Here is a 12,597-nt window from a genome sequence, read left to right as displayed (position 1 = left end):
AACCTATTCTTTTTGGTAAGCAAAATGGTTTTACTGGACTCTAAGCGAGGCTGCGAAAGCACAGCCTTTATAACTCAAAGTCTACCAAGGCTTTAATGTCTGAAGAATCCCGATCGGTTTTACGGCGGGGACTCTCAAGTCATAGCCTCTTTCAGAAGCAATTCAATCTTACCCAACAGTCGGGGAAATTCGACCGGTTTGGTGTCGTAGTCGTCGCAGCCTGCTGCGATACACTTTTCACGATCGCCCGCCATTGCGTGAGCCGTTAGCGCAATCACCGGGATCGTTTTAGTTTGAGGAGCTGCCTTAATTTGCTGGGTTGCTTGCCAGCCGTCGAGCACTGGTAGACTCATATCCATCAGAATTAAATCCGGTACTTTGTCGAGGGCCATCGACACTCCCTCAGCACCGTCCACAGCAATAAAGACCTCGTGTCCCTTGCGGGCCAGACGCCTCGACAGCATATCCCTGTTCATTTCGTTATCTTCGACCAACAGGATTTTAGCCATTGGTGTTCTCCTTGCCTTTCGAGTCATACCTGCGATCGAGCCTGTCATTCACTATAGAACGAACATCGCGCAGCAAAGTATCGCAACTGTAGACTCCCTTTTGCAGAACCCGATCGACATAGCCGTTGAGTTGCTGACTTTCTGCGGTCGTCAGGTCTTTGGCGGTAATTACGACGATCGGTATAGGATCTTCAGAATGCGACTTGCGAAGTTCGGCGATTAACTCAAAACCATCCATTTCTGGCAGCATCAAATCCAGCAAAATCAATTGCGGGCGATCGACTTCTAGCTGTTCGAGAGCAGTGCGTCCGCTGTCAGCTTCCGCCACAGCCCAGCCTTGTTTTTCTAATATCCGCCGCAGTATTTTGCGGGTGGCATCGTCATCTTCCACAACTAATATCTGACAGGGCAAACTGTGAGCCGCAACGCCTTCTTGGTCGCGTCGGTACTTGTTCAACAAAGCAACCAGCCGTTTGCCGTCCACTGGTTTGGTGAGGTAGTCCGAAGCGCCCAATGCAAAGCCGAGGCTTTTGTTGCCAACAAAGGATAGCAGGATTACGGGAATTTCGGCAAGGTCAGGATCTGCCTTCAGGGCGGAAAGCACCGCCCAGCCGTCCATTCCGGGCATGATCACGTCGAGGGTAATGGCGTCTGGCCGCAGTTGCTTCGCCAGCCTGAGGGCTTCCTCGCCGTTACCTGCGACTTCTATGTGCAGTCCTTGGCGAGCGAGGGCGCGCTCGATCAAATCCTGGGAGATGGGGTCATCGTCAACTACCAGCACCGTGCCGACAGCAGGTGCGTCCCCAGTCCTAGTGCTGTCGCCGACTTTGTTGGGGATTTCCGGTTCTTTGATGGCGCTGGGCAAGAGTACGGTGAAAGTAGTCCCTGTGCCCAACGTGCTGCTTGCCTCAATGCTGCCGCCCATCATCTGGCAGAAGCGCTGGCTGATAGCTAGTCCCAAACCGGTGCCGCCATACTGCTTGGTAGTCGAGGCGTCAGCTTGGGTAAAAGGTTGGAAAACTCGCTGCAATTGATCTTTTGTCATGCCGATGCCGGTGTCGGTGACGCGAAAACTTAAAAATTCTGAGTTAGAAATTAAAATTTGGGCAGATTCCTCTTGATTTTTCATTCTTAATTGTTCATTGGTAATTCTTTCAACTCCGATCGCAATTTTCCCGTTTTTGGTGAACTTCGCAGCGTTGCTGAGTAGGTTCAGCAGCACTTGCCGGACTTTGGTCATATCGGCGTGCATCGTATCTAGATTTTCTGGACAGTAGACTTCTACCGTGTTGCCGTTTTTTTCCACCAGCGGCTTCGCTGTCTCCACAGCACTTTCAATCAAGGCATGAATGTCGAAGTTTTCTAAGTAGAGATCCATTCGACCTGCTTCAATTTTAGAGATATCTAGGATGTCATCGATCATCGATAACAGGTGTTTGCCTGCGCCGCGAATTTTTTCGAGATCTGGGACGAAGGTTTCATCGCCGGAGTCTTCGGCTTCTTCTTGGAGCATTTCGCTGTAGCCGATGATGGCATTCAGGGGCGTCCGCAGTTCGTGGCTCATGTTGGCGAGAAATGTACTTTTTGCCCTGTTGGCGGATTCTGCTGCTTCTAGGGCCGACTGCATGGCGGATTCTGCAAGTTTGCGATGGGTGATGTCGGTGACAGTGCCTTCAAAGTACAAAATGCTGCCGCTTTCGTCGCAGACGCTGCGGGCGTTTTCGGAAATCCAGATCGTGCTGCCGTCCCGGCGGTATATTTGGGATTCAAATTTTGATACTTGGTGGCGCGCGGCCAATTGGGCTATAAACTCAGCGCGCCGGTTGGAGTCAACGTAAAGTTGGCTGCTGATGTTTGCTAGTTCGCCGACCATTTGGGTGACTGTTTCGTAGCCGTAAATCCCCGCTAGTGCTGGGTTGGCGGTGAGGTAACGTCCGTCTGGGGTGGTCTGGAAGATGCCTTCGACTGCGTTTTCAAAGATGCTGCGGTATTTGGTTTCGGCTGCTCTCAAAGCTGTTTGGGCCCGCTGCCTTTCTAGGGCATGGGCGAGCATTTCTCCTACGATTTTTAGAGGAGTTGATATTTCGGTCGATCGACTCGCAGCAGGTTTGTAACTGTCGCATCCGAGAAATCCTAGTAGGTTTTCACTGCAAATTAGGGGAATCACGATTAGCGATCGCAGATTTTTTTGAGGTTTGTTTAATTTGGTTTCGTCCGAATGTGCGATCGTACCTGCGGAAGCGGTTGCTGTTTCCGAGGAGTTTGTCAGGAATGTTGCTGAATTTTGGCCTGTCAACCAAGCTATTTCGGCTTGATTTGGGGGCGGGAGTTCGCGGATTTCTCTGATGTGCAGGCATTCGGCGCGATCGAGCTTTTCGGCAATCCAAGGGATTTGGGCGATGTCTATTTGTTGGGGGGCGCGGTCTTTAATTTGGGTCGGAACACCCTCGGCGCACCATTCGTAGGTTTTGTGAGCGCGAGTTTTGTCTGCCGATAACAAGTATATGTAACTGCGGTCGCAGCGGCTGAACTGGGCGATTGCTTGGAGAGTGCGATCGAACCCTTCATCTATGTCCGCTCCGGGCACAGCGATCGCATAGGTTGACAAAGTAGCAATCAACGCCTCAAATTCTACTCGCTCGCCGAAAGATTCTGCTATTTTTTGGCGAGCGGTAACGTCTCGAAAGCTCCATATTCTGCCAACTGTGTTTGCTCCAACTTTTGATGGCAGTGAATTTAATTCGATAACTCTTCCGTCTTTAAATTCTAATAAGTCGCTGATTTTCGCATCTGGTTGGGCCGACACTTGCATCGCGCGATCGAGAAATCTTTGGGGGTCTTTTAATTGTTCCCTAGCGAAGGGGAATTCTGTGGCGATGTTTTTTTCACTATTGCCTGCGGGCGATCGGCTCAACTTTCCTGCTACTTGAGACAAACCCCACATCTCGACAAATTTCTGATTGTAATTGCATACATTGCCTTTGGTGTCAACCGCGATAATTCCCGCATCTGTTGAGTCTAGAACGGCTTGCAGCATCGAGATCTGCTGGTGTTCTCCCTGCTCAAAAAATACCAAGACTGATATTTCGCCACCCTCAATTACAGGATTGAAAAAATAGGAAACTGGTAAAATTTTCCCGTCGCTACATAGAAACTCCTCGTCCCAATTGCTACAAGGTTGACGGTTGGCGATCGCCTCTTGTAAAGATAGTGTATGTGCGATCGCCCCATCTTCATTTTTGTGGTTTTTTTGTTTCCGATCCTGCAAAACTGGGGATTTTTCGCCTTGCTTTTGCTGGGGGTCAATGCGCTTTAGCAGCGAAATGCCTGCAAGTTCCGACTCTCGCCACCCCAACAACCGTTCGGCTGCTGGATTCACCGAGATGATCGACCCCTTGCCGTCAAGGATACACAATCCCACCCCCAAACTGTTGACGGTCGATCGCAGTCGATCGAATTCTGAAGCGGTTGGAGAGTCTTGAGGGGATGGTGACGAAGAGGCAAAATCCTTTAGTACCGAGGGTTGCTCCTGACTGGGAGCGCCGTCGTAGCTACAACTTACCTGCTCTAAGAATAGCTGCCACTGCTCGGCAGTGGGAGGGGGAGACTCGCCGGCTAAACCGAGCTGTTCGAGTTGGCGCTGGAGGTAGGGATGCATAATTTCTGGCGCTTTGTAGGCAACTTTTTACAGTATATATTTTTAATTAATAGTATATATGTGCAGCTATCTAGTGACTGGAAGAATACGCAATCTAACTCTATCACAGGTTCTATCGAGAACCATAGCTGTCATCTGCGTTATCCAAAATCTTTTAAATCGCCCTAAGTTATATTTAGTCTAAAAAAATTACATCGTCAACAAACCCATCCTCTAAATGTCTGCCACCTACTTAAAAATTGTATCATATTATCACAGTGAACTGACGCTGACAACCTCGGTTTCTGCCAGAACTAGGTTTTTTGAGCCACCAAAAACTGATAAAGTCCGAGGTACTCCTGTCGTGGAGAGATCAAAATTTTATACTCCTGTTCCTGCTCCCAGATTCATCTGTAGAGTAAATCTCAAATTTCAAGTCTCAAATCGACTGACTGCTCGACTCAGGTGAAGCAACCGGGTTTCGGGAGCGAGAGCGTGTCATTAATAAAATTGGCAGCAGCCAACAACAACTCACAAAATTTCTTATCGATCATACTTTTCCGGGAAAATAAAATTTAGTTGATGATAGCTGGCAGCCGAATTGTAAAAGTAGAACCTTTTTCCAACTCGCTGGAAGCGGTAATATCTCCGCCCATCATTTCGCAGAACTTCTTAGTAATCGTCAGCCCCAAACCAGTGCCGCCGAACTTCTTAGTAGTTGAGGAATCGGCTTGGGTGAAAGGCTCGAAGATTTTGACTAACTGTTCGGAACTCATGCCAATACCAGTATCTTTGACTGTAAAAACAATCCAATCTTGAGAGGCAGACCAGGAATACGAGCTATTTTCTAAGGGGTTAAGTCCTCTATAGGCTCCTTGTTTTTTGCGTCTCTGGGCAGCCTCGGCGGGGGTTTCGGGGCAGCGGGTAACGGTGAGACTAATCGCGCCGGAGAAAGTAAACTTCGAGGCATTGCTGAGGAGGTTGAGCAAGGACTGGCGGAGTTTAGTTAAGTCGCTCTGCATCGAGCCAATATCCTCAGGGCATTGTATTTCTAAGATATTGCTATTTTTGTTTGCCATCGGCGCGATCGTGCCTACAACTTGCTGCACCAGATTTAAAATGGTGAAGGTTTCGATGTGCAAGTCGATGTGACCTGCTTCAATTTTAGTGAAGTCGAGAATATCTTTAATCAGCCCTAGCAAGTGCTGGCCGGCAGTGTTAATTTTTTGGAGGTCGTCGATGAACTCTTCGGCATCGAGGTCTCGGGCATCTTCTTGCAGGAGTTCGCTGTAGCCGATGATCGCATTGAGGGGGGTTCTGAGTTCGTGACTCATGTTGGCGAGAAAGATGGTTTTAGATCGATTGGCAGTTTCGGCTGCTAATGCGGCGCGACGGAATTCTTCGGAACGCAACCGTTCGGTGATGTCGCTGGTCATGATTAAAACGCACTGAGTGCTGCCGAGGTCGATGAGTTCCCCTGACAGCAGCCAGTCGCGCACTTCGCCGGCTTTGGTGCGAATTTTGATTTCTTGGTTGCCGATCGAATTTTCTTCCCGCAACACGTTGGCTAGCCGTCGCTCGTCTTCTGAATTGACCCACATTCCTAAATCGGTGGGGGTGCGGCCGATACATTCCTCCCGCAACCAGCCTAAGGATCGCAAAAAGCTGTCGTTGGCATCGAGGAAGCGGGCGTCTGTGAGGGTGCAGATGCCGATCCCAACAGGAGAAGCGTGAAAAGCCTTGGAAAATCTTTCTTCTGAAGAATGCAGGGCGGCTTCGGCCCGCTTTCTATCTGTGATGTCTTGGACGGTGCTGGTGATGTAGAGGGAGTTGATGGCGGCTTGTTCGCAGACTGTGCGGCTCCTCCCGTCGGGTAGTAGCAGCCTGTAGTCGATGCTGTAAGGCTGTTGCTGAAATATAGCAGCTTCGATCGACCTTTTGACCAATTCTCTATCTTCGGGATGCACGTATTTCAAGAAGGCTTCGAGGCTGGGATCGAAAGTTCCCGGGCGTTCTCCCAGGATGCGATAAATTTCTTCTGACCAACGCAATTGCTCCGTGTTGCGATCTAAGTCCCAGTTACCTAGCTGGGCGATGCGCTGGGCGTTGGCGAGGCTGGCTTCGCTGGCGCGCAGGGAGACTTCTGCTTGGTGGCGTTCGGCGACGGTGGCGGCTAAGACTAGGCCGGTAACGGCGATGACGGCGATGAAGGCTTGCAGGGATAACAGTGCTTGGGGGATGCTGCTGGCGTGTTTGAGAAAGGGGCCACTGCCCCTGGCGATGCCCCAGATGGCAAAGCCGCAGAGGATGAAGTTGGCGAGGGCTGTGTAGCGCTGGCCGAATCGAAAGGCAGCCCAAACTACTAGGGGAAATGGTAAGTATTCTAGGGGATAGCGAGCGTAGGCCGCGCGGGTGCGGGAACAGAAGACGAGCCAGCCGATTGCTAGCAGCAGCAGCAGCCAAATAATTCGTTCAACTATCTGTTTGCGATGGGTTGGGATTTTCGGTAATTTGTGCCATGTCAGCAGCAGCGGGGCGACGAGCAAAATTCCCATCGCGTCTCCTACCCACCAAGTCCCCCAAATCGTCCCAAAATTGTTCCAGCTAGAGAAACCGCTCACGCACACGATGATACTGCCGATGGTGGAGTTGATTAGGGTAGATGCTAAGGCTGCTAGTCCGACTATTCCTAAAACGTCTTTGAGTCGATCGAGTCCGGCGCTAAAGTTAATGCGCTGTAGCAGATAAGTTCCCGTCCACGCTTGCAGGGCTCTGGCACCCGCTGAGATCAAAGCAGTGCCGATGCTGGCCGCCGGTGCGGTCATGATGAACAGGAAGGCGCCGATCGCAATTCCCGGCCACAGTTGCCGCCCAAACAGCAGCAGAGCGACTTGAGCAATTCCTGCTGCTGGCCACATGGGGTAAATTTCTGAACTCAGGGTGAGGGTGGCAATGGCGAATTGCGATGCCAAATAGTAGATCAGGGCGATCGCCCCTACTGCGAAGAAGTACCGCCAGGAATGTCCTTTGATTGCGTTAAAGAACTTTTTCTGCATTGTCGTTTAGGGAAAAGGTGGATGCTGGTTTTGGTATCAGTAGGTAGCACGGGACAGGCACGGGGTAGGAAAAATCTGTCTGTTAGGCGATCGTAGGTCATGGGTGGTAGCTAAGCGAAGAACTTGTTGAGATAACTTTTGTGGCGCCTTTGAGGTTGCGGTTTTTTGGGCTGTGCGGCGGATAGGATCTGGGCATAAATTTCGGGAGCATCCCTTGTTTGCCAATATATCTGTGATGGCTAAGCATTCGGTTTGTTAATTTTTGGTTTTTGCTAAATATTTATACCGAGCGACTGCGGGTGTCTGTTCGTGTCGGGCGATCGCAACTCTATTCACTCTAACATCTTGCACCGCCATCAATAATATCTAACGAACCGATAACTCCCGCGCAACATCTGAGCTTTCAGGTAAGTGCGGGGCAAGCAACTCGGTTTCTGATTGTAAGTGCAGGTTGGAATGATTTTCACAAAATTTTCAACCAATTAATCTAGTTAATCGAGCCTTCAAGGCTGTCGTTGCATACAGTGAAAGCGGAGAATTTACCTCAAAAAAACATTTTCTATTTTTTAGGGATTCTTGCCAGAGAGCGATCGTCGAATGTCGTGAATTAATTGCCATTTGTCTTATTCATGACCAATGACCAATGACTAATGATAATTCGCTTGACAGTTGACAGTTGACAGTTGAAAGTCAATTACCGATTACAGATTACCGATTACTAATGACTAATGACCAATCACCAATGACTAATGACTAATGACTAATCACCCATGACCAATGACCAATGCCCCATGCCCCATGGCCCATGCCCAATCTCTACCTGGCAATATCTAAAGTTAATGTCAAACGGTCTTGAGCTTCTTTAAGAGCGTCTTGGGGGTTGCGGCCGAGAAGAGTTGCTTCTATGGCACGGCCAAGATTTTCTGACAGGCGAGAGTAACCAGAGATAATTGGGCGCGATCGGGCTGAGTTCATTTGTTCTAAAAATACTCCCAAAACAGGATTTTTTTTCACAAAACTTTGATAAGTTCGGCTCTCTCTCGATTTTAAGTTAATTGGTAAGTAACCTGTACCCAAGGCCCAGGCTGTTTGGAATTCTTCGCCAAGAACGTATTCTAGGAATTCAAGGGCTGCTTTTTCGCGTTCTGGCGAGGTTTTCATTAAAAATAGGTTTTCACCCCAACAACAGTGGCGGAGCGTTTGAGGGCGGGTATAGGCATCACTGCGTAGTCGATCGCACTTTGCTGCAATTGTGCTAGAGTCCACGGCCCGGTGATTTGCATTGCGACTTTACCGGCGATGAAGTTCTCTAGTTCATAACCGCGCTCGGGTGCTGACAGTATTCCTGAACCTTCTGTTAGCAAGTCCTTCCACAATTCCAAGGCGGCGAGAGAACCCGGATTGTCTATTTGGGGTACGGGAGTTTGAGATGTCTCTCTCACGAGTTCGCCGCCTGCGCTGAACATGAATGGCAGCCAGGTGAATACTGTCCATTCTCCTTTGCCTAGGGGGATCACTATGCCGTGTCGATCTGTGCGTCCGTCTCCGTTGGTGTCTCTTGTGAGCGATCGGGCTGTTTGCTTTAATTCTTGCCAATTCTGCGGCACTTGTTTAATTCCTGCTGCTGCAAACAAGCTGGGACGGTAAAATATTCCGGTATTGTTGGTGGCGAGGGGAATTGACCAAGTGTGTCCGCCGAGTTCCATTGACTCGAACAGTGAGGGGTCGATTTCGCCTTTGATGGGGGATTTTTCGAGCCAGTTTTCTAGCGGTTTAATTGCTTGCAGTTCTGCTAGTTTGCCGGCCATTGTGGCAGTATTCCACAGCAAATCTGGCGGTGCATTTCCTACTATTGAGGTGAGGATTTTTGGCAGTTTTTGGTCGGGCTGGCCGATGTAAATTTGTTCTACTTGGATGTGGGGATGCGTTTGGTTGAATTTGTCGGTGAGGGTTTTAAATACGTCGCGATTGGGCGGGGGATTGATGCCGTGCCACAGTGTGAGCTTAATTTTATCGCTATTTTTGGGAATATTTTGACAGCCGCTTAACAGCAGTAGATTTAAGGCAAGTAAAATGCAGGCAACTCGTTTGACTTGCATTTTAAGTGCTTTGAGAAGTTTTGATAAAATCATTTTTTAGTTGTACTTAGAGGGAAGAATTTTTTTGGGCAAGCGCAGATGGACGCGTTCATCAGTTGACAGTTGACAGTTGACAGTTGATAGTTGACAGTTGATAGTTGATAGTTGATAGTTGATAGTTGATAGTTGATAGTTGATAGTTGACGGTTGATAGTTGATAGTTGACAGCTATAGCTTTTCTCAAAAAGATGAGGTATAACTAACAGCTAATATAACCACTTAAACGTATAGGGCTGAAGCCCAACAACGTACCTTATCTTTTTCCGTCGATAGAAGAGGATTGAAGCCATGAATCATTTTGTTTGATTTCCCCAGTTTAGGGGGAGGCTTCAGACTCAATCTTCGGGCGTGAGAGGTGGGTGAAACTGGTTAAATCGAAGAAGTCTGGGGGAGTTGATTTGTCTCTCCTTTGGAGGTATTTTGAAACAAAATTGTGAAAGATCCGCCTCCTATAGTGGTTGTCAAAAAAGTGATGTATGCCCTATGCCCTATGCCCTATGCCCTATGCCCTATGCCCCATGCCCTATGCCCTATGCCCATGAGTACCTCATCTTTTTGAGAAAGGCTATAGTGTATCTTGCGGGCAGATCCGATCGCAAGGAATTGCTGTCAGGTGCGATCGATATTTTGCTAAGTCAGGCTTTTCGACGCGCTCGAATCCGGTAATTCGGTTAATAGCCATTGGCGGACTTGTTCGTGATGAATATATTACCAGAAAGAATTGGTTGAAAGCCCGCCCGCCTTCGAGGGATAAATTAAGATCGGACTATTCATTACTCCAATCCTCTTCGTTCTAGGTTAACTGTCAACTGTCAACTGTCAACTGTCAACTGTCAACTGTGGTTGTGCGATATCTGCCAACAAGCTGCGACTGACTAGCTGCCGCATATTCAAGGATTTTTTCATGTTTTGGCAGATATAGCCTTTCTCAAAAAGATGAGGTATGACTGATACCTTACATAACCAGTTCAACTAAGAGGGCTAAAGCCCAACAACGTACCTCGTCTTTCTGAGAAGCGCTATATGATAAAATCGACATGGCCAGTAAAATTGGTGAGTCAGATGACAACTTTTAGTGTAGAACAGTTAGATTTGACTTTGGAAGAATGGATGCAAAATCCTCCTGACGGGACGGAGTGGGCAGACGGTAAAGTGATAGTCAAACATCCTGTAGAATTTGTCAATGGAGAAGTAGTAGGGAAACCGGGAATGACTGCAAAGACTCGCCGCATTCAATCAAAGCTCGATTATTACTGGAGAAGTTACATGATCTCAAGCGCTCAAGGGGGCGAGGTTTATGTGGAAGTCACTTGTCAAACTCTGAAAAAGGGCCGGATACCTGATGTATCTTACATTACTCCTGAACTGTTGGCGCAAGTTGGAGAGTTTTCAGTTTTGCCGCAGAGTTTTCCGCTGCTAGCTGAGATTGTTTCGCCTAACGATTTTGCTGATGATGTTTTTGCAAAAGCACAGGAGTATTTAGAGTCTGGTTGTTTGGAAGTTTGGCTGCTATTTCCAAAGAGTAGTTGGGTGTTAGTAATTACTCAAGGTGAGGCAATTTTATTTAAGCCTGGTGAAGTGGCGAAGACTCAGCTTGTGTTGCCCGGTTTTAGCGTGGCTGTTGATGAGTTAATGGCGTAGTTTTGCTGTTATGATTATAAAAACTAACTAAAAATCTATGAAAATTGTTTTTTTTGGCACTCCTGAATTTGCTGTTGCTACTTTATCCAGTTTGCTGAGTCATCCAGAATTTGAGGTTGTGGGTGTGGTGACTCAGCCGGATAAGCGCCGGGGAAGGGGGAATAAATTGATGCCTTCACCTGTAAAAGATGTGGCTTTAAATCACAGTCTTCCGGTTTGGCAGCCGCGCCGAATTAAGAAGGATGCGGAAACGGTTGCTAAGTTGCGGGAAGCGGAGGCTGATGTGTTTGTGGTGGTGGCTTACGGGCAGATTCTGTCTCAGGAAATTCTGGATATTCCTAGTTTGGCTTGCGTTAATGTTCACGGTTCAATTTTGCCGAAGTATCGGGGGGCGGCGCCGATTCAGCGGTGTCTTTTTAATGGGGAAAAGGCTACTGGAATTACTACTATGCTGATGGATGCTGGCATGGATACTGGGGCGATGCTTTTGAAGGCTTTTGCGGGAATTACGCTGTTGGATAATGCTGATTCTTTGGGCGACAGGTTGGCGGAACTGGGAGCGGATTTGTTGGTGGAAACTTTGATAAAATTGAGGGATGGGGAAATTAAACCGGTTGTTCAGCATGAGGATGAGGCGACTTATGCGCCGATGATTAAGGGTACTGATTTTGTGCTGGATTGGTCGAAAAGTGCGATCGCCCTTCACAATCAAGTTAGGGGTTTTTTCCCAGATTGCACTACGACTTTTCGCGGCAATTCCCTGAAAGTAATCGCAACTGTGCCGGTGGGCCCGGAATATTGGCTGCAATTACCGCCGGAGTTGAGGGTTTTGGAACGGGAATGGCCAGTTTTATCGCAGTTGTCGGGCGCAAATGGGGAGGTTGTGAAGGTTGTGAAGGGCTTTGGGGCGATCGTCCAAACAGGCGATGGTTTGCTATTATTGCGGGAGGTGCAGTTGGCTGGTAAAAAAGTTCAGTCAGGCGTGGACTTTGCCAATGGTACTCGGTTGGCTGCGGGTGAGGTTTTTGGGAAAGTTGATTCGTGAATTACAACAACAGATTACTTGATCTGGAGGCAAACTGTGTATATTTTATGTGATGGCAACTGGGACAGACCAGAAATAGAAATATCTGATTCACCACGAGGTATTATCGAACAGGGAGAACTTTGGGAAAGCATCAGTGAAGATTTGAAGCTTCCTGCGGAAAAAATAAAGTCAGAGTTTTATGCTGAAAACCTGGAAACTATTTCAATGAAGTTGTCTCCGATAAAAAATCCAGAAAGATTAGATTTAATCAAAATTTACCTAAACAATAAAAATTTGGTCTTTGAAGGTTCTAAATCTGTTTTTCATAAGCTGGGTATGTCATTACTAAGCTATTTCCATGAAAATAGTCAAAAAGGTGAACATTTTCACCTAGACTATGTGGAAGACGATCCTCTATTAGCACCTACCAACTGCCACGTAATATTTTTATGTAGAGATCCGCATATAGCCTTTCTCAGAAAGATGAGGTACAATGTTACTGACACTTACTCATGATGATTAAACAGAGAAGACACGATCTAATTAACTACAGTTACATGGTTCAGTAAACCAGGCGAAAGCGATAGAA

The 12,597-nt window shown here is 47.9% G+C and carries 6 protein-coding genes and 1 pseudogene; 3 read left to right on the top strand and 4 right to left on the bottom strand.

The window, feature by feature from the left end:
- Positions 1-134 precede the first annotated feature (134 nt).
- The 4 genes and pseudogenes from QZ938_RS28010 to QZ938_RS27995 all read right to left on the bottom strand — a co-directional run bounded on the left by QZ938_RS28010 (position 135) and on the right by QZ938_RS27995 (position 9,301).
- Entirely contained in the window at positions 135-509 is a 375-nt protein-coding gene (locus QZ938_RS28010) for a response regulator (protein WP_293151805.1), read from the bottom strand.
- Positions 502-4,167 (bottom strand): response regulator, encoded by a 3,666-nt coding sequence (locus QZ938_RS28005; protein ID WP_293354933.1) that lies wholly within the window; start codon positions 4,165-4,167, stop codon positions 502-504. The genes QZ938_RS28010 and QZ938_RS28005 overlap by 8 nt, the downstream gene beginning before the upstream one ends.
- A gap of 554 nt (positions 4,168-4,721) precedes the next feature.
- On the bottom strand, positions 4,722-7,202 hold the full coding sequence (locus QZ938_RS28000) for an MASE1 domain-containing protein (RefSeq protein ID WP_293354936.1): 2,481 nt from the start codon (positions 7,200-7,202) through the stop codon (positions 4,722-4,724).
- A gap of 816 nt (positions 7,203-8,018) precedes the next feature.
- A pseudogene (locus QZ938_RS27995) lies at positions 8,019-9,301 on the bottom strand (ABC transporter substrate-binding protein).
- Positions 9,302-10,363: 1,062 nt separating this feature from the next.
- Between QZ938_RS27995 and QZ938_RS27990 the strand changes: the two are divergent.
- Genes QZ938_RS27990 through QZ938_RS27980 form a run of 3 tightly spaced genes read left to right on the top strand, consistent with a single transcriptional unit; the run spans position 10,364 to position 12,524 of the window.
- Positions 10,364-10,981, top strand: coding sequence for a Uma2 family endonuclease (locus tag QZ938_RS27990; protein WP_363318909.1), 618 nt, complete (start codon positions 10,364-10,366; stop codon positions 10,979-10,981).
- Between the two features lie 37 nt (positions 10,982-11,018).
- On the top strand, positions 11,019-12,026 hold the full coding sequence (gene fmt / locus QZ938_RS27985; RefSeq protein WP_293354939.1) for a methionyl-tRNA formyltransferase: 1,008 nt from the start codon (positions 11,019-11,021) through the stop codon (positions 12,024-12,026).
- A gap of 36 nt (positions 12,027-12,062) precedes the next feature.
- Positions 12,063-12,524: a hypothetical protein gene (locus tag QZ938_RS27980; protein ID WP_293354942.1), complete on the top strand. Its 462-nt coding sequence runs from the start codon at positions 12,063-12,065 to the stop codon at positions 12,522-12,524.
- Positions 12,525-12,597 lie beyond the last annotated feature (73 nt).

This window comes from Microcoleus sp. CAWBG27 (assembly GCF_020883145.1).
Lineage (GTDB): Bacteria > Cyanobacteriota > Cyanobacteriia > Cyanobacteriales > Microcoleaceae > Microcoleus.
The sequence above is the reverse complement of the archived record's forward strand: the minus strand, read 5'-3'. Positions and strand labels throughout refer to the sequence as shown.

Bases quoted from the DNA above. Each gene is read 5' to 3' on its own strand.
- QZ938_RS28010 (WP_293151805.1), bottom strand. From the start codon at position 509: ATGGCTAAAATCCTGTTGGTCGAAGATAACGAAATGAACAGGGATATG.
- QZ938_RS28005 (WP_293354933.1), bottom strand. From the start codon at position 4,167: ATGCATCCCTACCTCCAGCGCCAACTCGAACAGCTCGGTTTAGCCGGC.
- QZ938_RS28000 (WP_293354936.1), bottom strand. From the start codon at position 7,202: ATGCAGAAAAAGTTCTTTAACGCAATCAAAGGACATTCCTGGCGGTAC.
- QZ938_RS27990 (WP_363318909.1), top strand. From the start codon at position 10,364: ATGATAAAATCGACATGGCCAGTAAAATTGGTGAGTCAGATGACAACT.
- fmt (WP_293354939.1), top strand. From the start codon at position 11,019: ATGAAAATTGTTTTTTTTGGCACTCCTGAATTTGCTGTTGCTACTTTA.